Annotated in this window: 14 protein-coding genes; 1 reads left to right on the forward strand and 13 read right to left on the reverse strand. The window is 70.7% G+C overall.

Going from position 1 to position 21,924, the window contains the following annotated elements:
• Nucleotides 1-246: 246 nt before the first annotated feature.
• The 7 genes from E8D38_RS08855 to E8D38_RS08885 form a co-directional block, all read right to left on the reverse strand.
• Entirely contained in the window at nt 247-1,368 is a 1,122-nt protein-coding gene (locus E8D38_RS08855) for an HD-GYP domain-containing protein (RefSeq protein ID WP_140628052.1), read from the reverse strand.
• A 162-nt stretch (nt 1,369-1,530) separates the two neighbouring features.
• Complete coding sequence (locus E8D38_RS08860) at nt 1,531-2,274, reverse strand: lysophospholipid acyltransferase family protein (RefSeq protein WP_140628054.1); 744 nt, start codon at nt 2,272-2,274, stop codon at nt 1,531-1,533.
• The gene (locus tag E8D38_RS08865) at nt 2,271-3,578 is read right to left on the reverse strand and encodes a dihydroorotase (RefSeq protein ID WP_140628056.1); all 1,308 of its coding nucleotides are present in this window, start codon (nt 3,576-3,578) and stop codon (nt 2,271-2,273) included. Before E8D38_RS08865 ends, E8D38_RS08860 begins: the two co-directional genes overlap by 4 nt.
• A 2-nt stretch (nt 3,579-3,580) precedes the next feature.
• On the reverse strand, nt 3,581-4,543 hold the full coding sequence (locus tag E8D38_RS08870; protein WP_140628058.1) for an aspartate carbamoyltransferase catalytic subunit: 963 nt from the start codon (nt 4,541-4,543) through the stop codon (nt 3,581-3,583).
• A 16-nt stretch (nt 4,544-4,559) separates the two neighbouring features.
• Nucleotides 4,560-5,054: a bifunctional pyr operon transcriptional regulator/uracil phosphoribosyltransferase PyrR gene (pyrR, locus tag E8D38_RS08875; protein ID WP_140628061.1), complete on the reverse strand. Its 495-nt coding sequence runs from the start codon at nt 5,052-5,054 to the stop codon at nt 4,560-4,562.
• Nucleotides 5,051-5,464 (reverse strand): Holliday junction resolvase RuvX, encoded by a 414-nt coding sequence (gene ruvX, locus E8D38_RS08880; protein WP_140628064.1) that lies wholly within the window; start codon nt 5,462-5,464, stop codon nt 5,051-5,053. The genes pyrR and ruvX overlap by 4 nt, the downstream gene beginning before the upstream one ends.
• Nucleotides 5,461-6,072, reverse strand: coding sequence for a YqgE/AlgH family protein (locus E8D38_RS08885; RefSeq protein ID WP_140628067.1), 612 nt, complete (start codon nt 6,070-6,072; stop codon nt 5,461-5,463). The genes ruvX and E8D38_RS08885 overlap by 4 nt, the downstream gene beginning before the upstream one ends.
• Before the next feature lie 55 nt (nt 6,073-6,127).
• Here E8D38_RS08885 and E8D38_RS08890 point away from each other — a divergent pair, with 55 nt between their 5' ends.
• Nucleotides 6,128-7,612, forward strand: a complete 1,485-nt coding sequence (locus E8D38_RS08890) for a cryptochrome/photolyase family protein (protein ID WP_140628070.1) — start codon at nt 6,128-6,130, stop codon at nt 7,610-7,612.
• Nucleotides 7,613-7,634: 22 nt separating this feature from the next.
• Here E8D38_RS08890 and E8D38_RS08895 read toward each other — a convergent pair whose 3' ends face one another.
• The 6 genes from E8D38_RS08895 to E8D38_RS08920 form a co-directional block, all read right to left on the reverse strand.
• Complete coding sequence (locus tag E8D38_RS08895) at nt 7,635-10,784, reverse strand: efflux RND transporter permease subunit (RefSeq protein WP_140628073.1); 3,150 nt, start codon at nt 10,782-10,784, stop codon at nt 7,635-7,637.
• A 33-nt stretch (nt 10,785-10,817) separates the two neighbouring features.
• Nucleotides 10,818-12,026: an efflux RND transporter periplasmic adaptor subunit gene (locus E8D38_RS08900; protein WP_140628076.1), complete on the reverse strand. Its 1,209-nt coding sequence runs from the start codon at nt 12,024-12,026 to the stop codon at nt 10,818-10,820.
• An 11-nt stretch (nt 12,027-12,037) separates the two neighbouring features.
• A complete protein-coding gene (locus tag E8D38_RS08905; protein WP_140628078.1) occupies nt 12,038-13,546 on the reverse strand; it encodes an efflux transporter outer membrane subunit in 1,509 nt (502 codons plus the stop codon).
• Nucleotides 13,547-13,612: 66 nt separating this feature from the next.
• The gene (locus tag E8D38_RS08910; protein WP_140628081.1) at nt 13,613-14,323 is read right to left on the reverse strand and encodes a CerR family C-terminal domain-containing protein; all 711 of its coding nucleotides are present in this window, start codon (nt 14,321-14,323) and stop codon (nt 13,613-13,615) included.
• A gap of 137 nt (nt 14,324-14,460) precedes the next feature.
• Entirely contained in the window at nt 14,461-15,510 is a 1,050-nt protein-coding gene (locus E8D38_RS08915; RefSeq protein ID WP_140628084.1) for a GGDEF domain-containing protein, read from the reverse strand.
• Between the two features lie 35 nt (nt 15,511-15,545).
• On the reverse strand, nt 15,546-21,923 hold the full coding sequence (locus tag E8D38_RS08920) for an Hpt domain-containing protein (protein ID WP_140628087.1): 6,378 nt from the start codon (nt 21,921-21,923) through the stop codon (nt 15,546-15,548).
• Between the last annotated feature and the right edge of the window lies 1 nt (nt 21,924).

A 21,924-nucleotide genomic window follows, 5' to 3' on the forward strand; every position in this document is an offset into this window, starting at 1 on the left:
CTTGCCTTGGAGGACTGCCTGAGTCGACTTCATTTCCGAACCTCCTTTGCACAGAGAACAGGAAATTCCCGTTGTAGACCAACGCGGCTGACGCGGGTGGTCCTCCATAGGATCTCGGGGGAGCGTCCGGCGTACCCGCCGGACGAGGGGCCGACATCCCACGGGCCGCCGCGCCGGGCCGCCCCAAGCAAGGCCCGCCTCCCCTCGGGGGAGCGTCCGGCGTACCCGCCGGACGAGGGGCCAACATCACTCCGGCAGGCCATAGAGCCGCTCGGGCGGCATTCTCAGCACCAGCGACTTGTCGTTGATCGCGCCGGTGATGGCGAACTCGGGCCGCGACGTGTCCCGCTGCACCGTGTTCACCGTGGGCATGCCGTCGCGGTTGGTGATGCTGGCTGCCAGCGGCGTGCGCGCGTCGGCGCCCCGGCGCACCACCACCGCGCACTCGCCCGACTTCAGCTTCACGAAGTCGCCCGGCGGATAGATCCCGAGCTCCTTGATGAGCGCCGAGGCGACCCGGCTGCCCTGCCCTTGGGCAAACAGCTCGCGGGCCGCCTGCTGCGTGGGCAGGGCCGCGCGCAGCGCTCGCGGGCTGATCTTGGCCATGAACACGTCGGCATGGCCGAGCGCCACCGCCATCTCGTCGAGCTCGGTCAGCCCTTGCGGGTAGCCGCTGCCGTCAAGGCGCTCGTGGTGCTGCTCCACCGCCAGCAGGACGGCCGCGTCGGTCACGCCGGCGGCCCGCAGCATCGCGGCGCTCCTGTGCGGGTGCTCGCGAAGCACGGCCTTCTGCGGCTCGGTGGGCGGCACGCCTTGCGCGCACAGCCGGCCCTGCAGGTCGAGCACCGACACGTTCATCACCAGCGCCGCCTGGATGAGCGCATGCACACGCTGCGCGGGCCAGCCGATGCGCCGCGTCATCAGCAGGCAGATGGTCGCGGTGTGGATCGCGTGGGTGAGGCCGTAGAGCGGGAAGCGCTTCTGGTCCTGGCGCACCGCGAGGTAGATCGCGATGTCGGCATCGCGGTCCACCAGCTTCGCCAGATCGAGCGCCAGCTGGTCGAGGTCGCCGGTGAAGTCGGCTTCCTGGCCGATGTGGCGCAGCAGCTTGTCGAGCCGCCACAGCAGCCGCTCCCATTGGCCGAACAGGTTGGGCGCACGAGCGGCAGCCTCTTCCGCCGCCCGCCTGGCCGCCCTCACCTCTTCGATGTCGACATACACGCCGCGGTCGAGCAGGGCTTCGAGCTGCTGCTGGCCATGCAGCACGAAACCCTTGGCCAACAGCAGCTGGCCCGAGGCGTCACGGATGTTCCAGGGCAAAGGCTCGTCGACCCGAACCTGGTTCTGGACCAGCTTCAGCAACTGCATGGCGCTCCTTGAACGGTGCCATCGGGTTGCCCCCTCTTGAGCGGCCGGGTGCCCCTTGCTCGCAAGGGGCCGGGGCTCTTGTGCTGTGGGCCAGACTACTGCAAGGCGTCTACCGTGTGGCGCCTATTTCGCCGGCACTTGCGCCAGCGCATGCGGCATATTTCACGCGGCAGCGGCCAGCGAGGCGGCGATCTGCACCTGCAGCTGCTCGGCCAGGGCCCGCCGCTCGGTGCCCACGGCGATGGGCAGCGCCGGCAGCAGCGTCACATGGACCTGCAGGCCGTCGGCGCACACCACCCACCACAGCGACTGCAGCAGCGAGGTGTCGCCCACATAGGCCACCGCCGGGCTGAAGGCATGGCGAGGGTCGGCAAAGCGCAGCACCACAGGCTGCACCGGGGTGCCGGTGGCTATGGCAGCCTGCAGCAGGTTGGCGTGGAAGGGCAGCAGGCGCGGACCTTCGCCGGTGGTGCCCTCCGGGAAGACGGCCAGCGTGTCGCCCTGCTGCAGGGCCTCGGCCATCACGTGCACCACCCGCAGCGCGTCGCGCCGTCGCTCGCGCTCGAGGTAGAGCGTGCCGGCGGCGTCGACCAGCGTACGCAGCAGCGGCCAGTGCCGCACCTGGGCCTTCGAGATGAATCGCGTCTGCGGACACAGCGCATGGATCGCGACGATGTCGAGCCAGGACACGTGGTTGGCCGCCAGCAGCACCGGCCCCGGCTGCGCCTGCCCACGGGTGTGCAGGCTCGCGCCCAGCACGGCCAGCAGCTTGCCGGCCCACCATTGCACCCGCTGGCGGCGTGCGGCCAGGTCGAGCCCGCCGAAGCTCGACCACACGATGGCCAGCCCGTGCGCGATGTGCAGCAGCACCCGCACCAGGCGCCACAGCGCCCGCAGCGTCTTCACAGGGCCTCGTGCGCCACGTGTCCGGCCACCATGGTGAGCTTCACGCGGCCCGGCAGCTCGAAGCCGCTGGCCTCGAAGGCGAACGGCGTGTGCTTGCCCTGGCTGAGCAGTGCACCCGGGCGCACCGCCCAATGGGCCTCGGCATCGAACACGCAGACGTCGGCCACGCCGCCTTCGATCAGGCGGCCGGCGCTCGAAGCCAGCGAGCCCAGCGACTCGCCCAGCACCCGCACCGGTTCGCTGGTGATGCGCGCCAGCGCCGCCGGCAGCGCGAGGCCGCTGTCGGTGCCCCACTTGAGCGTGAGGCTCAACAGCAGCTCCAGGCCGGTGGCGCCCGGCGTGGCCTCGGCGAACGGCAGGTTCTTCTCGTCTTCGTCCACCGGCATGTGGTCGGACACCAGGGCGTCGATGGTGCCGTCGGCCAGTCCGGCGCGCAGCGCGTCGCGGTCGCGCTGCTGGCGCAGCGGCGGCGTGAGGCGCATGGCCGCGTTGAAGTAGCCGATGTCCACGTCGGTCAGGTGCAGGGAGTTGATGCTCACGTCGGCCGAGACCGGCAGCCCCTCGGCCTTGGCAGCGCGCACCAGCGCCACGCCGGCGGCGCTGGACAGGCGGCACAGGTGCACCCTCGCGCCGGTGGTGCGCACGAGCTCGAAGATGGTGTGCAGCGCGATCGTCTCGGCGGTGACCGGCACGCCCGACAGGCCCAGGCGCGTGGCGATCGCCCCGCTGGCCGCCACGCCCTTGCCCAGCCACGGGTCCTGCGGCCGCAGCCACACCGTGTAGCCGAAGGTGGCTGCGTACTGCAGCGCGCGGGTGAGCACCAGGGTATCGGCGATGGCCACCTCGGCCTGCGAGAAGCCGACGCAGCCGGCCTCGGTGAGCTCGGCCATCTCGGTGAGCACTTCGCCGGCCAGGTTGCGGGTGAGCGCGCCCAGCGGGAACAGGCGGCACAGGCTCAGCTTGCGCGCGCGGAACTTGAGCATCTCGACCAGGCCCGGCTCGTCGAGGGCCGGGTCGGTGTCGGGCGGGCAGACCAGGCTGGTCACGCCGCCGGCGGCGGCCGCGTTGAGCTCGCTTTCGAGCATGCCTTCGTGTTCATGGCCCGGCTCGCGCAGGCGCGCGGCGAGGTCCACCAGGCCGGGAGCGACGACGAGGCCCGAGGCATCGATGGTGCGGTTGGGCTGGAAGTCGGCCGGGACCTTGCCCACCGCGACGATGCGGCCGGCGGCGATGGCGAGGTCGCCGGTCTGGTCGCGGCCGGAGGCCGGGTCGACGATGCGTCCGTTGCTGATCAGGATCTTCATTCTTATGCCTCGTTGCCCGCGATGATCGACATCACCGCCATGCGCACCGCGATGCCGAAGGTGACCTGCGGCAGGATCACGCTCTGCGAGCCGTCGGCCACCGCCGAGTCGATCTCGACGCCGCGGTTGATCGGCCCCGGGTGCATGACGATCGCATCGGGCTTGGCCAGCGCGAGCTTCTCTTGGGTGAGGCCGAAGTTCTTGAAGAACTCGCCGGCGCTGGGCAGCATGGCGCCGCTCATGCGTTCGTTCTGCAGGCGCAGCATGATGATCACGTCGGCGCCGGCGATGCCCTCTTCCAGGCTGTGGCACACGCGCACGCCCATGTCCTTCAGGTCGCCGGGCACCAGCGTGCGCGGCCCCACCGCGCGCACCTCGGGCACGCCCAGCGTGGTGAGCGCATGGATGTCGGAGCGCGCCACGCGCGAATGCACGATGTCGCCGACGATCGCCACCGTGAGGTTGGTGAAGTCGCGCTTGTAGTGGCGGATCGTGTACATGTCGAGCAGGCCCTGCGTCGGGTGCGCATGGCGGCCGTCGCCGGCATTCACCACATGCACGTGCGGCGCGCAGTGCTGCGCAATCAGGTAGGGCGCGCCCGACTCGCTGTGCCGCACCACGAACATGTCGGCATGCATGGCCGACAGGTTGGCGATGGTGTCGAGCAGGCTCTCGCCCTTGGCGGTGGACGAGCGTGCGATGTCGAGGTTGATGACGTCGGCCGACAGGCGCTTGGCAGCGATCTCGAAGGTGGTGCGGGTGCGGGTGCTGTTCTCGAAGAACAGGTTGAACACGCTCTTGCCGCGAAGCAGCGGCACCTTCTTCACCTCGCGGTCGTTCACCGACAGGAAGGTCTCGGCGGTGTCGAGGATGTGGTGGATCACCGCGCGCGGCAGGCCCTCGATGGACAGCAGGTGGATCAGCTCGCCGTGGGCATTGAGCTGGGGGTTGCGTTTGTGCAGCATCGCTCGCTGTCTCTCGCTATTCGATGTTGAAGCTGAACCGGCCGTCGGCATCGCGTGCCAGCGAAAGCCGCTCGCCTTGCGGCAGCGTGATGCGGGCGGCGGAATACGACGGCTGGATGGGAAGCTGGCGCCCGCCGCGGTCGACCAGCACCGCCAACGTGACGCTGGCCGGGCGGCCGAAGTCGTAGAGCTCGTTGATGACCGCGCGCACCGTGCGGCCGGTGTAGAGCACGTCATCGACGAGCAGGATGTGCCGGCCCTCCACCTCGAACGGCAGGTGGGTGGCGTCTGCCGAGGCAGACAGGCCGCGCGAGCCGAAGTCGTCACGGTGCAGGGTGCTCGAGATGACGCCATGTTCGCCGGCCAGGCCCAGGTCGCGCTGCAGCCGCTCGGCCAGCCAGGCACCGCCCGACCAGATGCCGACCAGCACGCCGCCCGGCTTGATGAGCGGGCGCACGCCGGCGGCCAGGTCGGCGTACAGCGCTTCGGCATCGAGGTGCAAGGTACTCATGAGTGCTCCCGGAAATACTGCTCGAGGATCAGCGCGGCGGCCGCGGCATCTGCATCGCGTGCGCCGGCACTGTGGGCCTCGGTGGTGGTGTAGCGCTCGTCCACCTCGTGCACCGGCAGGCGGAAGCGGCCGTGCAGCTGGCGGGCGAAGCGCCGCGCGCGGCGGGTATTGTCGTGCTCCGCGCCGTCGGGGTGGAAAGGCACGCCCACCACCAGCGCGGCCGGCTGCCACTCGGCAATGAGCCGGGCGCAGGCCTCGAAGCGGGCGTCGCCGGCGGCGGCGATGGTCTTCAGCGGCTGGGCCTGGCGCAGCAGCGTGTTGCCGGTGGCCACGCCGACCCGCCTGGTGCCGAAATCGAAAGCAAGGAGGGTTTGGGGGGGTGAGGCTGGCGCAGGAGCAGAAAAGCTCATGCGTGCCCGGCCCCGGACGACAGCATCGCCGGGTCGATGCCCAGCAGCGACAGCGCCCGCTCGTAGCGCTTCTCGATCGGCGTGTCGAAGATGATCGAAGGCTCGGCGTTCACGGTGAGCCAGCCGTTGCGGCCGATCTCTTCCTCGAGCTGGCCGGCGCTCCAGCCGGAATAGCCCAGCGTGACCAGCACCTTGCGGGGGCCGGCCCCGTTGGACAGCGCCTCGAGCACGTCCTTGCTGGTGGTCATCTCGAGGCCGCCGGGGATGCTGAGGGTGGAGTTGTAGTGGGCGCCCTCTTCGCCGCCCAGCGGCTCGTGCAGCACGAAGCCGCGTTCGGTCTGCACCGGCCCGCCGAAGTACACCGGGGCATTGGCCAGGTCTTCCCGGTCGAGGGTGAGGTCCACCTTCTCGAACAGGTTGCGCAGCTTGATGTCGATCGGCTTGTTGATCACCAGCCCCAGCGCACCGCGTTCGGTGTGCTCGCACATGTACACCACCGAACCTGCGAAGTTGTCGTCGCCCATGCCGGGCATGGCGATGAGGAACTGGTTCGTCAGGTTGATGGTGGTGCCGGGGGCGGAGGGAGCGGTGGGCTCGGGGGACGACATGGCGCGAATTTTAGGGCCGTTGACAGCCTCCGGCCGTGCACGACACTCCGGGCTCATGGAAAAAAGCCTGGACAGCGCGCTGGTCTGGTTTCGGCGTGACCTGCGGGTGCACGACCATGCCGCGCTGTACCACGCGCTCAGGGCGGCCCGGCGGGTGTGGTGCGCCTTCGTGTTCGACACCCCCCTGCTCGATGCCCTGCCGCGGGCCGACCGCCGGGTGGAGTTCATCCGCGACAGCGTGGCCGAGCTCGACGGCGCCCTGCGCGCGCTCGCGGCGCTGCAGGGCACGCAGGGCGCCGGGCTGATCGTGCGGCACGGGCCGGCCGCCGAGGAGATCACCCGGCTGGCGCGCGAACTGCAGGTGCAGGCGGTGTATGCCAACCACGACTACGAACCGGCGGCACGGGCACGCGACGCGCGCGTGCGGGGCCTGCTGGCCGATGCGGGTGTGGTGCTGCACACCTCGAAGGACCAGGTCGTCTTCGAGGGCGACGAGCTGCGCACCGGGGCGGCCCAGCCCTATGGCGTGTACACGCCCTACAAGAACGCCTGGATGAAGAAGCTCGAGCCGTTCTACCTGGGCGCCTACCCGGTGGAGCGCCATGCGACCGCGCTGGCGCCGCTGCCGCCCGGCCTGCGGCACGAGGTGCCCAGCCTGCAGGCGCTGCGCTTCGAGCCGACCAACCTGGCCGCGCTGAAGATCCCCACCGGCGCTTCAGGCGCTGCCGCGCTGCTCGACGACTTCCTGCAGCGGGTGGACCGCTATCACGAGACGCGCGACTTTCCCTCGGTGAAGGGACCGAGCTACCTGGGCGTTCACCTGCGCTTCGGCACGGTGTCGATCCGCGAGGTGGCCCGGCTGGCCTGGGAACGCATGCGCGGCGGCTCGCGCGGCGCCGAGACCTGGCTGTCCGAATTCATCTGGCGCGACTTCTTCTTCCAGGTGCTCTTGTTCCACCCGCACGTGGTGGACAAGGCCTTCCGGCGCGAATACGACCGCATCAAATGGGAGCACGGCAAACATGCCGAAGACGACTTCGCCGCCTGGTGCGAGGGCCGCACCGGCTACCCGCTGGTGGACGCGGCGATGGCGCAGCTCAACCAGACCGGCTACATGCACAACCGGCTGCGCATGGTGGCCGCGAGCTTCCTGGTGAAGGACCTCGGCATCGACTGGCGGTGGGGCGAGCGCTACTTCGCCGAGAAGCTGAACGACTTCGACCTCGCCGCCAACAACGGCAACTGGCAGTGGGCTGCCTCCACCGGCTGCGACGCGCAGCCCTGGTTCCGGATCTTCAACCCGGTGACGCAGAGCCGGAAGTTCGACCCCGAAGGCCGGTTCATCCGGCGCTACCTGCCGCAGCTCGCCAGGCTGCCCGACGACGCCCTCCACGCACCCTGGCTGGCGCGGCCCGCGGACCTCGAGGCGGCGGGCGTGGTGCTGGGGCGCGACTACCCGAAGCCGCGGGTCCAGCATGACGCGGCCCGCGAGAAGACCCTGGCCCGCTATGCCGTGGTCAAGGAGCGGGCCGCGAAGTAGCGGCCCGCGCCGGCCGTGCCGCTCAGTGGGTTTCGCGCACCGGCTGCGATGCCGCCGTCGAAGCGCCGCCCGGAGCGTGCGGGTGGTGGGAATGGTGGTGATGCAGGCGGCCGAAGGTGTTGCGCTTGAGCCAGCTCACCACGTCGTCCACGTAGGTGAACACCACCGGGATCACCAGCAGGCTCAGGAAGGTCGACGTGATCAGGCCGCCGATCACCACGATCGCCATCGGCGCGCGAAAGCTCGGGTCCACCCCCAGCCCGATCGCGATCGGCAGCATGCCCGCGCCCATGGCCACCGTCGTCATGACGATCGGCCGGGCCCGCTTGCTGCAGGCGTCGAGCAGGGCATCCCAGCGCGTCAGGCCGCGGTCGCGGCGCGCCACGATCGCGTATTCGACCAGCAGGATGGAGTTCTTGGTGGCCACGCCCATCAGCATGATCAGGCCGATCATCGAAGGCATCGACACCGCGGTGTTGGTGATGAACAGCGCCAGGAACGCACCCGGGATCGACAGCACCAGCGCCGCGAGGATCGTCACCGGCTGCACGAAGTCGTGGAACAGCAGCACCAGCACGATGTAGATGCACAGCACGCCGGTCAGCATGGCCAGGCCGAAGCTCGAGAACAGTTCGGCCATCGCCTCGGCGTCGCCCACGGTGGTCTGCGTCACGCCGGGCGGCAGGTTCTTCAGGCTGGGCAGCGCCAGCGCCTGCGCCTCCACCGCGCCCAGCGGCTGCTGGTTCAGTTCGATCTCGAAGTTGATGTTGCGCAGGCGGTCGTAGCGGTCGATCTGCGCCGGGCCGCTGTCGATGGCGAGGCTGGCCACGTTGCCCAGCATCACCGGGCCGTGCGCGCCGGGGATCGGCAGCCGCGACAGCAGGTCGAGGTCCTGCCTCGCGTCGGCCTTGAGCTTCACCACCACCGGCACCTGGCGCTGCGAAAGGTTCAGCTTGGCCAGGCTCTGGTCGTAGTCGCCGGCGGTGGCGATGCGCAGCGTGTCGGCAATGGCCGCCGAGGTCACGCCCAGGTCGGCCGCCTTGGCGAAGTCGGGCCGCACGATCAGCTCCGGCCGGGTGAGGCTCGAGGTGGAGGTGACGTTGCCGATGCCGGGAATCGTGCGCAGCTCGCGGCCCACCTGCAGCGCATGCTGCGCCAGCGCCTCGCCGTCCTCCCCGGCCAGCACCAGCACGTACTTCTCGCTGGAGCCGCCGAAGCCCACCTTCAGACGGGCACCCGGCAGCACGTCGAGCGCGGTGCGCAGCTGCGTCTCGATGTCCTGCTTCGACACGCCCGGTCGGTCCTGCCGCGGCGTGAGGTTGAGGGTCAGCGTGGCCTTGCGGGCCTCGGCCGCGCCCGCCAGCGCGAACGGGTCACCGCCCGCGTTGCCGCCGCCCACCGCGGTGTAGATCAGCTTGACGTGCTCGTTGCGCTGCACGATCTCGCGCGCCTGCTCGGCGGCCGCCAGCGTCTGCTTGAAGGTGCTGCCCGGCGGCAGCTCGATGTTCACCTGCGTCTGCGACAGGTCGTCCGGCGGGATGAAGCCACTGGGCAGCAGGCCCATCGCCACCGGGGCGAACGACACCACCACGAACACCACCGTGGCCACCATCGTGAGCACCCGGTGCTTCAGGCACCACTGCGCCCAGTGCAGGTAGAGCTGCATGACGCGGCCGTCCTTCTGCTCGTGGTTGTCGGGCTTGAGCAGGTAGGCGGCCATCATCGGCGTCAGCATGCGCGCCACCACCAGCGAGGCGAACACCGCCAGCGAGGCGGTCCAGCCGAACTGCACGAAGAACTTGCCCGGCACGCCGGCCATGAAGGCGGTCGGCAGGAACACGGCAACGAGCGTGAAGGTCGTCGCGATCACCGCCAGGCCGATTTCGTCGGCCGCCTCCATCGCCGCCTGGTACGGCGTCTTGCCCATGCGCAGGTGGCGCATGATGTTCTCGATCTCGACGATGGCGTCGTCGACCAGGATGCCCACCACCAGCGACAGGCTCAGCAGCGTGACGACGTTGATGGTGAAGCCGAGCAGGTACATGCCGGCGAAGGCCGGGATGATGGACAGGGGCAGCGCGGTGGCCGCCACGAAGGTGGCCCGCCAGTTGCGCAGGAACAGCCACACCACCACCACCGCGAGGAAGGCGCCCTCGTACAGCAGCTTCATCGAGCCTTCGTAGTTCTCGACCACCGGGTCGACGAAGTTGAAGGCCTCGGTGATGGTGATCTCGGGGTGCGCGGCCTTGAGCTTCTCGAGCTGTGCGCGCACGCCCTCGGCCACGTCGACCTCGCCGGCGCCGCGGCTGCGGGTGATCTCGAAGCCGACCACCGGCTTGCCGTTGAGCAGCGCGGCGGAGCGCTGCTCGGCCACGGTGTCCTGCACGGTGGCCACCTGGTCGAGGCGGATGCGCCGGCCGTCGGACAGCGTGATCTCCATGCGCGCCAGCTCGTCGGCCGACTGCACCGTGGCGATGGTGCGAACCGACTGCTCGGTGCCGCCCACGTCGGCGCGGCCGCCCGAGGCTTCCTGCTGGACCTGGCGCAGCTGCCGCGAGATGTCGGCGGCGCTGGCGTTGAGCGCGAGCAGCCGGGCCGGGTCGACCTCGACACGCACCTCGCGGCTCACGCCGCCCACACGACCGACCGCGCCCACGCCCTTCACGCTCAGCATCGCCTTGGCGATGTTGTTGTCGACGAACCAGGACAGCGCCTCGTCGTCCATGCGCTCGGACGCCACCGTGTAGGTGAGGATGGGCATGCCCGACAGGTCCATCTTGGAGATGATCGGGTCGCGCAGGTCGCCGGGCAGGTCGGAGCGCACGCGCGACACCGCGTCGCGCACGTCGTCCACCGCTTCCTGCGTGGGCTTCTCGAGCCGGAATTCGGCCGTCACCGTGGCCGTGCCGTCCTGCACCTTGGTGTAGATGTGCTTGATGCCCTGGAGCGTGGCGACCGAGTTCTCGATCTTGCGCGCCACCTCGGTCTCGAGCTGCGCCGGCGATGCGCCCGGCAGCGACGCGGTGACGGTGACGGTGGGCAGGTCGATGTCGGGGAAGTTCTGGATCTTCATCGAGCTGAACGAGTACAGCCCGACCAGCGTGAGCAGGATGAAGAACAGCAGCGAGGGAATGGGGTTGCGGATCGACGCCGCCGAGACGTTGAATTGCATGGCGTGGCCTCTGGTTCGCTCGGGTGCGGTGCGTCAGCGCGTGGTGGTGGCCGAAGCCGGCTGGCCCTGCGCGACCGCGGAGGCGCCTGCCGACACGACGCGCACGAAGTCGCCGTCGGCCAGGAAGCCGGCGCCGGAAGCCACCACCGGCTCGCCGGGCTTCAGGCCACCCAGCACCTCGATGCGGTCGCCGACGCGGCGGCCGGTGGTGATCTTGGCCTGTGTGACGCGCGAGTCGGGTCCCACCCGCAGCGCGTAGCTGAAGCCGTCGCGCAGCAGCACGGCCGCCTGCGGCAGCGTCATGGCCTTCGAGCGGCCGAGCTCGAACTCGCCGCGGGCGAACATGCCGGCACGCGCTTCGCCGCCGCCGGCCGGCGGCAGGTCCACGTAGACGATGCCGTTGCGCGTCTGCGGGTCGATGGTGGGCGCCACCATGCGCACCTTGCCGGCGAGCCGGGAGCCGTCGGCCTGCAGCAGGTGGGCCGGCATTCCCGGCTTGATGCGCGACAGCTCCGACGCGGTGACTTCGGCACGCCATTCGAGCCGGCCGCCGCGGATCAGGCGGAACAGCTCCGCCCCCGGCTGCGCCACCGACCCCACCGTGGCCGCGCGGGCGGAAATGACGCCGTCGTCGGGCGCCAGCACCCGGGTCTGCGACAGCCGCAGCTCCTCGGTCTTGAGCCGGGCCACCTGGGCCTGCACGCGGGCCTTGGCGGTCTGCTCGGCAGTGAGGTACTGGTTGATCTGCTGCGCGCTGATGGCGCCGGTGGTCTGCAGCTGGCGGGCCCTTTCGGCATTCGCCTCGGCCTCGGCCTGCATGGCCTGCGCTTCGGCGAGCGCGGCGCGGGTCTGCGCCAGGTCGGCCTGCACCGTATCGCTCGACATGCGGGCCAGCACCTGGCCGCGCCTGACACGGTCGCCCACGTTGACCAGCACTTCAGTGAGGCGCAGCCCGCCGATCTCGGCACCCACCGCCGCCTCCTGCCAGGCGGCGACGTTGCCGTTGGCCTGCAGCGTCTGCGCCCATTCGGCCGGCGTGGCGGTGGTGGTGGTCACGCTCAGGGCCGGCTTGACGGCCGATGCGGCCGGCGCCGCGGCGGCGGCCTTGTCGGCGTTCGCGCCGGCGGCCCTGTCGTCGGTCTTGCCGTTCGACGAGGTGACCCACACCGCGATCCCGCCCAGGGCCAGCACGGCCACCACGGCCGCGGGTTTCACTGCTTGCTTGTTGTTGAAGAGTCGCATCGGGTGTGTCCTCACCTGTTCGTGTTCGGATTCGGGTTGCCTTGGGTGTCGGCCGGAGCCAGCGCGGCGGTGGTGGCCGTGCCGGCCGCATCGCGGGACCAGCCCCCGCCCATGGCCTTGTAGAGGGCGAGCCAGGCGGCCACGCGCTCGCGTTGCACCTGCAGCAGGCCGGCGCGGGCCGCCAGGGCGCTGCGCCGCGCCTGCTCCAGGTCGAGCAGGCTGCCGGTGCCCACGCGCCATTGCGTTTCCGCGGCTGCCAGGAATTCGGCGTACCCCTGGGCGGCACGCTCGGCATCGGCCTCGCGCTTTTCGGCAGCGTCGAGCCGCACCAGCGATTCCTCGACCTCGCGCACCGCGGCCAGCGCGCGCTCGCGGTAGGCGGCCACGGCTTCGTCGTAGCGGGCTTCGGCAGCATCGACCGCGGCGCGGCGGCGGCCGGCGTCGAACAGCGGCGCCAGCAGGCTCGGCCCGATGGACCAGGTGTTGCCGCTCACCGTGTCCCCCGCCACCCGCACGCCGGCCCGGCCGATGGAGCCGGCGAGGCTCAGGCGCGGGAAGCGGTCGGCCCGGGCCGCGCCCACGTCGGACGAGGCGGCGGCGATCTCGCGTTCGCTGGCGGCCAGGTCGGGCCGCTGCGACAGCAACTCGGCCGGCACGCTGGCCACCGACAAGGCGCCGGGTCTGGGCAGCAGGGCGCGGCGCGCCGCAAGCTGCTCGCGCAGCCCCGCCTCCGGCAACGCGGTCAGCTGCACCAGCTGCTTCACCGCCACGTCGCAGTCGGCGCGCTGGGCCACCACCCGGTTGGCCGCTTCGGCCGCGCTCGCATTGGCCAGGGCCAGGTTGGCCGGCGCGTCGAAGCCGGCCTTCACCTTCTGCTGGGTGAGGCCGGCTGTATTGGCCAGAGAAGCGGCGTCCTGCTCATAGACGGCCAGCACGGCCTCGCAGGTGCGCAGGCCCACATAGGCGTTGGCCACTTCGGCGGCCAGGCTCACCCGGGCGTTGTGCCACTGGGCCAGGCTGCCGGCGGCACGCGCTTCGGCCGCTGCCACGCCGTGGCGCACGCTGCCGAAGAGATCGATCTCCCAGAGCGCGTCGAGGCTCACGCTGCCGCTGGTCTGCACCCCAGGCGATGGCGGCAGCTCGGTGCTGCTGCGGCTGACGCCGGCCCGGGCGTCGAGACTGGGCCAGCGGGCCGCGCCGCTGGCCTGCGCGGCTGCTCGGGCCTGGCGGATGCGGGCGGTCGCCTGCGCGAGCGTGGGGTTCTGGCGCTGCGCGGTGTCGATCAGCCGGGTCAGCAGCGGGTCGTCGAACTGCGACCACCAGTCGGCCATCCGGGCGGCCTGGCCGCCGTGGGGCAGCGGCGCCTGCCAGCCGGCAGGCAGCACGTCGGCGGGTGGCTCGCTTGGCGGAGTGGCACACCCCACGAGCAGCGCCGCCAGGCCCACGGGGAGCAGCCAGCGCGGCGCACCTCGGGCGATCGGCGACGAAACGATGGGCTCTGGGGTCGGTTGTGCAGCCATGGGAAGTCCGGTGGATGGGGGGTGCGAAGGCGCGCGCGAATGTATGAGGCGGTTGTTAAGCGCGGGTTAGCGCGAAGGGGGTGGCAGCGGGGGGACCTGACGGCGCTCGGCCTCGTAGCGGACCAGCGCGCAGGCATAGCCCACCAGCGCATCGAGCGCGCGGTCGAGCGCATCGGGACCTTCGAGCAGCCCGGGCGCCAGCACCTCCATCCATTCGCGCGACATGCAGTAGTCGTTGACGAAGGCCGTCACCGCAAAGGCCAGGCGGTGCAGGTCGTCGTCGGGCTCGGCCACGCCCACATGCCGGGCCAGCAGCGCCACCAGGTCGCGGTAGTGAGGCAGCACGTTGGCCTCGATCACGTCCTTCAGCATCGAGGTCGGCTCGACCATCTCTCGCAGGTGGATCCGCATGAGCCACTGCATGTCGCCGCCTTCGACCAGCGGGGTCAGGAAGGCGCCCAGCAGCCGCCGCATCGACTGCTCGATCGGCGCATCGGCATCCTCGGGCTGCGAGAAGGCGCCGGTGATGCGGGCGATGGGTTCGAGCAGCACGGCGCGGTAGAGCGCGGCCTTGTCGCCGAAGTAGTAGTGGATCGCGGCGACGTTCGCGCCGGCCGCCTGGCAGATCTCACGGGTGGACGCGCGCGCGAATCCCTTCTCCGCGAAGATGCGGGTCGCCTCCCAGAGCAAGCGCTCACGCGCCTGCAGCGACTTGCTGTCCTGGGGGTCGATGGCAGGGGCAGGGGCAGCCGAAGGCTGGTCAGGCAGGGCACTCACGGCAGCGGGGATGGTTTCGGTGGTGGACGAGGCAGGCGGCGCAGTGTATCCGCAGCCTCAAGCAAGCGCTTGATTCACACCCTTGCGCAACAAGGGGCTTGCCGCCGGCCCTGCCGGGCGCGCCATGTCACCGGGGATCAGAAGAGCTCGACGTCGCCGATCTTGGTGGCGTCCTTCAGGACGCCGCGGCGCACCAGCTCGGCATGGCCGCAGACCTGGTTGCGGCCATGCTGCTTGGCGTAGTAGACCGCCTGGTCGGCGCGTTCGAAGGCGCCGCTCGGGGTGTCGCCCGGCAGCACCGCGGTGTAGCCCACGCTGGCCGTCACCTGCCCCACCTGCGGGAACTGGTAGGCCTCCATGTTGGCGCGCATGCGCTCGAAGGCCTGGTGGGCGTCGGACTCGCCGGCACAACGCAGCAGCACGACGAATTCTTCGCCGCCGAAACGGTAGAGCCGGTCCTGGAAGCGGAAGGTGCTGCGCAGGATGCGCGCCACCAGCAGCAGCACTTCGTCGCCGATGAGGTGGCCGAAGCGGTCGTTGACGCTCTTGAAGTGGTCGATGTCGACCACGCCCAGCCAGTACTGCGTGAGCGGCGCGTCGTGGCGCCGGTCGTCATCGCCGGCGGCGGCGCCTTGAGCGAGCGGGTGGGCCGCCGTGTGGGTGGTCTTGAGGAAGGCCTCGTCGAAGGTCTTGCGGTTGAGCAGGCCGGTCAGCGTGTCGCGCTCGGAATAGTCGAGCAGGCCGTGGAAGTTGCGGTAGATGCGCAGGATGCTCGAGACGGTGCGCTGCGACGCAGGCGACATCGGCCCGCCCGACAGCACCTCGATGACCCCCGCGTCGGCCCCTTCGGCCAGCATCGGGAAGATGGTGAGCGCCTCGCCGCGCGGCGTCTGCGAACGCAGCACCTGCTCGCTCTCGAGCGCTTCGACCCGCAAGGGAAAGGCCTGCTTGGCAGGCAGGCCGTCGAAGTCGATCCAGGGCGGGTCCGAGGCGGCCGTCACCTGCCCCGAGGCCAGGCGGGCACGCAGGAACCAGCGCTGCGTGCTCTGGCTGTCGCCCACCAGCTTGTGGATGGCCACCGAGCTGGGATGGAGCAGGTCCATCAGCGCGTGCGCCAGCGTGACGTCCAGCAGATCCCGGTCGCGGAAGCCGGTCAGTGCTGCGAGGTGATCTATGGCCTTCGTCATCGTCCGCTGGAGCGCGCGCTCATTGGCGCGCCATGTTAGGCGGTTGCGGCCTCACTGGTGTAACGGCCGATCAGCGCCAGCAGCTCTTCTTCGCTGTACGGCTTGCCGAGGTAGTGGTTCACGCCCAGCTCGGCAGCGTAGTCGCGATGCTTCTGCGCGATGCGCGAGGTGATCATGATCACCGGCAGGTCGGCCAGCTTGCGGTCGCTGCGGATGTTGCGCACCAGGTCGAAACCGTCCATGCGCGGCATCTCGATGTCCGACAGCACGATGGCCGGCCGCTCCTCGGCCAGGCGCTCCAGCGCCTCGAGGCCGTCCTTGGCCAGCGTGACGCGATAGCCTTCGCGCGCCAGCAGGCGCTGCGTGACGCGGCGCACCGTGAGCGAATCGTCGACCACCAGCACCAGCGGCACCGCCGGCGCCGCGTTGACCTGCACCTCGGGCTCGGCGGCCAGTTCTTCCACCGGCGCATGCAGCGCCGCGGTCGTGTAGGCCCGCGCGGTTTCGCCGTACACCGTGGCCAGGGCCACCGGGTTGTAGATCAGCGACACGGCACCGGAGGCCAGCAGCGTCATGCCCGCCAAGCCCGGCAGGCGCGACAGCTGCGGCCCGAGGTTCTTCACCACCACTTCCTGGTTGCCCAGCACTTCGTCGACGTGCATCGCGATGCGCTGCTGCGCCGACTTGATGACCACCACCGGCATCGAGCGACCGGCGGTCTGCCCGCGCGGGCTGATCTGCAGCAGGGACCCCAGCCAGAAGAACGGCAGGGTGTGGTCGCCATAGTGGTAGCCGCCGCGGGTGTAAGCCGCGTCGATCTCGGCGGCCGTGGCACGGCGCACGATCTCAATGAGGTTGGACGGCACGGCCACGATCGCGTCGCCGCAGCGCAGCATCACCACCTGCGTCACCGCTGTGGTCAGCGGCAGCACGAGCTTGAAGCTGGTGCCCTGGTCCGGCGCGGTGGCGGTCTCGATGCGACCGCCCATCGCGTTGATCTCGGAACGCACCACGTCCATGCCGATGCCCCGGCCAGCCAGCTCGGTCACGCTGTCGGCGGTGGAGAAGCCCGGAGTGAAGATCAGGTTGGCGAGTTCGGCGTCGGTGTGCTGCGAACCGGGCGCCAGGAGGCCCATGGCCTCGCCCTTCTGGCGGATGCGTGCCAGGTTGAGGCCGGCGCCGTCGTCGCGGAATTCGACGCTGACTTCGTTGCCTTCCTGGTGCAGCACCACGTAGATGGAGCCGGTGGCTTCCTTGCCCTTGGCCTGGCGGGCTTCAGGCGTTTCGATGCCGTGGCTCACGCAGTTGCGCAGCAGGTGCTCGAAGGCACCGGTCATGCGCTCCAGCACGCCGCGGTCGACTTCGATCGAGCCGCCCACGATGTCCAGGCGCACTTGCTTGCCGGTTTCCTTGGCGGCCAGCCGCACCACGCGGTACAGACGGTCGGACAGGCTTTCGAACTCGACCATGCGCGTACGCAGCAGGTCGTCCTGCAGGTCGCGCGTGAGGCGCGCCTGCGCGGCGAGTTCGTCTTCTGCCGTTTCCAGCGTGCGCTGGAGCGTGCGCTGCACCGTGGCCACGTCGTTCACCGACTCGGCCATCATGCGGGTCAGTTCCTGGAAGCGCGTGAAGCGGTCGAACTCGAGCGGGTCGAACTGCTGCGACATCTGCTTGGCGGCTTCCAGTCGCGAGCTCATCTGCGTCTCGGCCTGCAGCTCGATGTCGCGCAGCTGCTGGCGCAGGCGCTCCAGGTTGTCGGTCAGGTCGCCGAGCGTGCCCTTGATGTTGCCGACCTCCGACTCCAGGCGCGCACGGGTGATGCTCACCTCGCCGGCCTGGTTGACCAGACGGTCGAGCAGCTGGGCACGCACCCGCACCGCGTGGGTGGACGATGCCACCGCCCGCTCGCTGCGAGCCGCCAGGCGGGTGGTCGGCGCATCGCTGATGAAACGCGACCAGTCGATCTCGACGGACGGCGCTGCCGGCTGGCTTGGGGCCGGCGCCGGCGCCTGCACGTCGATGGCTTCGGGCAGCAAGGGCTCCAGCGCCGGCGGCGTAGGCAGCGGCAGCTCCAGGGCGACGGGCAGCGGCGGCAATTCCGGCGGCAGCTCGGCCACCGGCTCGCGCACCGCCGGCGCGGCTGGCACCGGCTCGGCCTGCACCGGTACCGGCACCGACGGACGCGGCTCCTCGTCCAGGTCGCCATGCAGGGACTGCGCGGCTTCGACCGCTGCGGCAGCGGCCTCTTCGTAGGCCTGGGCATCACGCGAACGCAGCGCCTCGAACACCGTAGCGAGGCCGTCCACGCGGGACTGGAGGGCTTCGACGTCGTCGGGCGTGACCTCCTCGCGGGCGAGCAGGTGCTCGATGGCGGTTTCGAGGCGGTGGGCCATTTCGCCCAGGCGCATCGCGCCGGCCAGGCGTGCACCGCCCTTGAGGGTGTGCAGCGTGCGCATGCAGGCGGTGGCCCCGCCCATGTCGGCCGGGCGGCGCTGCCAGTCGCGCATCTGCGACGCGAGCTGCGGCAGCAGGTCCTCGGCCTCTTCCTCGAAGATCGGGAACAGGTCGGCGTCGACCGCGTCCACCGCGTCGATTTCGTCGTCGTAGTCGGTGCCGTGGCCGCGCACCGGCGTGGAATGCACCACGTCCTGCGGCTTGAGCGGCGCCAGCTCCTTGAGCTCGGCCTGGCCCAGTTCGGCAAAGTTGGTCTGCTCGGCGACCGGCGCGGGTTCGGGCTCGGGTGCCGCCTGCGGCACGGCGGCCACTGGTGCTGCGACCGGCTCGGGCTCGGGCTCGGGCTCGGGCTGCGGCACCGCCAACGGCTCCGGCGCCACGTCGAGCGACAGCGGCTCCAGCACTTCGTCGGGCGCCATGTCGAGCGGCACGACCTCCGACACCGGCTGCTGGAGCTCGGCGGCGGCACTCTGGGCCTCGAGACGGCGACCGGCGTCCACCTCGTGTTCGGCCAGGCGCTGCAGCAGCTCCGGCGGCGGCGCCTTCAGGAAGCCAGCCGCGAACTGGTGCAGCAGGCGGCGCACTTCATCGGCCGAGTCGACGAACAGGCTCGCCTCCTGCGGCGTGCCGTGGCCGATGGCCTGCGAGCGCATCAGGGCATGCTCGAGCTGGCGCGCCAGGTGCGACAGGTCGGCGAAGCCCACGGTCGCCGAGCTGCCGGCCAGCGAGTGCGCCATGGCGATGGCCATCTCGCCCACCGGACGGTGCAGCTCGAGCGCCCATTCGGCCAGCTCGGTGGAGAGCCGGCGCGAACGCTCGTCGGCTTCGTTGAGATAGATGTTGAACAGCGGGATGCTGATGCGCAGCGGGCCGACGATCTTGACCTGGTCGTTGACCGGCTCGGCTTCGGCCTCGGGCGCCACCTCGAGCGCGTCGTTCGAGGCCACCGCCTCCGGGCTTGCCACCGGGGCGAGGTCGATCGGCTCCAGCGGCAGGTCCGCGTGCGGCGCGGCTGCACCGAAATCTGCGTCCAGCGGCAGCTCGAGATCGGTGATCTCGAGCGTTTCGATGGTCTCGGGCGCCTCGATGGTTTCGGACTCGGCGGGTGTCTCGATGCGTACGGGCTGGGTGACCTCGGGGTTCCACTGGGGTGCGGCCACCGGCTGGGCCGGCGCAGCCGCAGGCGCGCTGTCGAAGCTGGAGAGGTCGAGGGTGAAGTCGATGACCGGCATGGCCGGCTCGGCCGGCACCACCGGCGCAGCTTCGGCCGGCAGGTCGAACGAGAAGTCCTCGACAGGAGCCGGCGCGGGCGCCTGTACAGGCACCTGCGCGGGTGCAACCACCGGCGCAGCGACGGCCGGCGCGGCCATCGCCGGCGCAGCCCCTGCGCCCACAGACTGCAGGCGCCCCTCGAGGCGCAGCGTGTCGGCGGCGGTGCGCACCGGCGCGGCGGCGTGGCCACCGCTGCGGCGGGCCGCAATCTCCTCGACCCAGGCGCCCAGGTAGCCCAGCACGTCGCGGGTGAGGGCCAGCAGTTCGTCGCTGGCGGGCTTCTGTTCGGCCAGCCAGGCGTTGTAGAGCTGTTCGCACGACCAGGCGGCTTCACCGAACTCGTTCAGCCCGACCATGCGCGAGCTGCCCTTGAGCGTGTGGAAGGCACGGCGCACGACGGTGATCTGCCCGGCGTCGCCGGGGTTGCGCTCGAGGTCGGCGACCGCGTTGTTCGCATCGACCATCACCTCGCGAGCTTCCTCGAGGAAGATCTCGCGCATCTCGTCGTCTTCTTCGAGGCCGGTGGGGGCCGGCGCCGCCGGCGGCGTGGCAGCCAGCGGCGGCACGGCCGGGGCGGCACTCAGCGGCACGGCCGGTGCTGGCATCTCCAGCATGTCGAGCCCGATCGGCTCGGACGCGCTGACGACGAAGTCGGCCATGGCCTGCACGACCTGCTCGCGAGCCAGCGACACGGTGGCCGGGCCGGCGCCGGCCTGCTCGGCCTGCTGCAGCGCGGCCTGCGCATGCGACACGGTGGCGGCCAGCTCGGGCTGGTCGGCAACGAGCACTTCCTGCGACAGGCGATCGAGCTCGCCGGAGACGGTTTCGAGGGGCACGTCGTCGTTCATGGCGGCAATCGCCAGGGACTGTGCCTGCTCGATCAGCCGCGGCGCGCTCGGCGCTTCGGCGATGACCTCGGGCGCAGCCGCCTGCACCGCCTGGCTGCGGCCCATCACCGGGTACAGCGTGCCGCTGGCGGCGTCGAATGCAAACAGCGACTTCGCCATCTGCGGCTGCACGCTGAGCATGTCGATGAGGAAGCTCAGCGCGCTCAGGTTGCCCGCCAGGCGGTCGAAGGTGCCGGCCGCTGCAGCCTTGGCGGGATCGACCTCGGTGATGATCAGCGCGTCGACGTCGTCGCGCATGCGCAGCACCGCTTGCGATGCCTGCGTCATGTCGAGCACCGACAGCACGCCCCGCATCGCCTGCATCTGGTTGGGCACCGGGATGAGCACGGTGCGGTCCGCCGGATTGCGGAAGAACTGGTCGATCAGCTTTTCGCTTTCGGACAGCGTCGCCCGCAGTTCCTGCACCACGCTGCCCATGGTCTGGCGGTCGGAGACGCGGCGGTAGAGCTCCTCCATCCACGGCTCGAGCGGCTCGGGCGTCCCGCCCGCGTTCACCGCCTCGATGCGCTCGGCCAGGCGCGACACGCGCTTGGCCTGGTCGGCATGGTCGAAGTCGCCGTCTTCGAGCGAGGCTTCGAGATAGAGCACGCTGGTGGCCACTTCCATGGCCAGCGACGGAGCCGGGCTGGCATTGGCCTGCACCGCCTGGCCGATGGCCTTCTGCAGCGCGTCGGCCAGGGACTCACCGGCGGGGTACAGGCGCTTGAGCGAGTCGCCCACCAGCGAGAACTGCTCGTTGAGGCCCGGCAGGCGATGCAGCTCGCCGCCGGCCACGGCCGACCAGGAATCCTTGGCCGTCGAGACGCGCTTGCGCGCCTGGGCGATCCAGGCGGGGTCGAAGCGGCCGAGCATCGGCTCGCGATAGTCGACCGGTGCCTGGCGGTCGAGGTCGTAGGCGCGGCGCACCGCAGCCAGACGCGGCGACGCGGTGGCGCCCTTGGGCATGGCCTGGGCGCAGAAGAACAGCAGGTCCTGCGCGAGGCGCTCGGAGACTTCGGCTTCGCCGCGCTCGAGGGCGCGCAGCTGCGCGAGCAGCCGCGAGGTGACACGCTTGCTGAAGACGTCGGCCTCGAAGAGACCCTTCGACTGCGCCTCGAAGAAGGCGGCGGCGAGACGCCACAGCGTGGCGCCCTGGCCGTCGGCTGCGCCGTTGGCCAGCCCGGCGCACATGTCGCTCATTTGCGCGGCCGACTGCGCCGACGTGCTGCGCATCAGCGTGAGCAGCTGCGATTCAAAACTGGACACCGCCGCGCCGCGCGCGGCAATGGGCGGCGTGGCGTCGCCGGGCACGTCGTGCCAGCTCCAGTCCACCGACCACAGGTCGGCCGGATGCACACGCTCGGCCCCGGCGATCTCCTGCACCGCACGGTACTGCGGGAACAGCGCGACGGACGAAACCTGCTTGCCGGCCAGCAGCCGGCTCACGTAGTCGAGCAGCGCGAACGAGGCGCGCTCGATGGCCTCGACGGCGCCCAGGTCGAGCTTGTGCGGCTTGCTGATGAAACGCTGCACCGCGGCTTCGGAGCCGCGCAGCAGCGCCGCGCCGGCGGGCAGGCCGACCAGCTCGAGGGCGCCCACGCCCTGGTGGATCTGCTGGCGCGCCGTGCGCAGGATGGCCGGGTCCACCGCGTCGACGTCGGAGCTGGCGGCGGCTTCGGCTTCCTTCAGGCAGCGGCGCAGCGCCTTGTGGGCGGCGTCGAGCGACTTGCGCAGTTCCTCGTGCACCCAGGCCAGGGAACTCAAGTCGTCGATCATCTGTGGGTCGCGCTGGGTATCCATC

It is taken from the genome of Methylibium rhizosphaerae, assembly GCF_006386545.1.
In the GTDB taxonomy this organism is placed as follows: domain Bacteria; phylum Pseudomonadota; class Gammaproteobacteria; order Burkholderiales; family Burkholderiaceae_C; genus Pseudorivibacter; species Pseudorivibacter rhizosphaerae.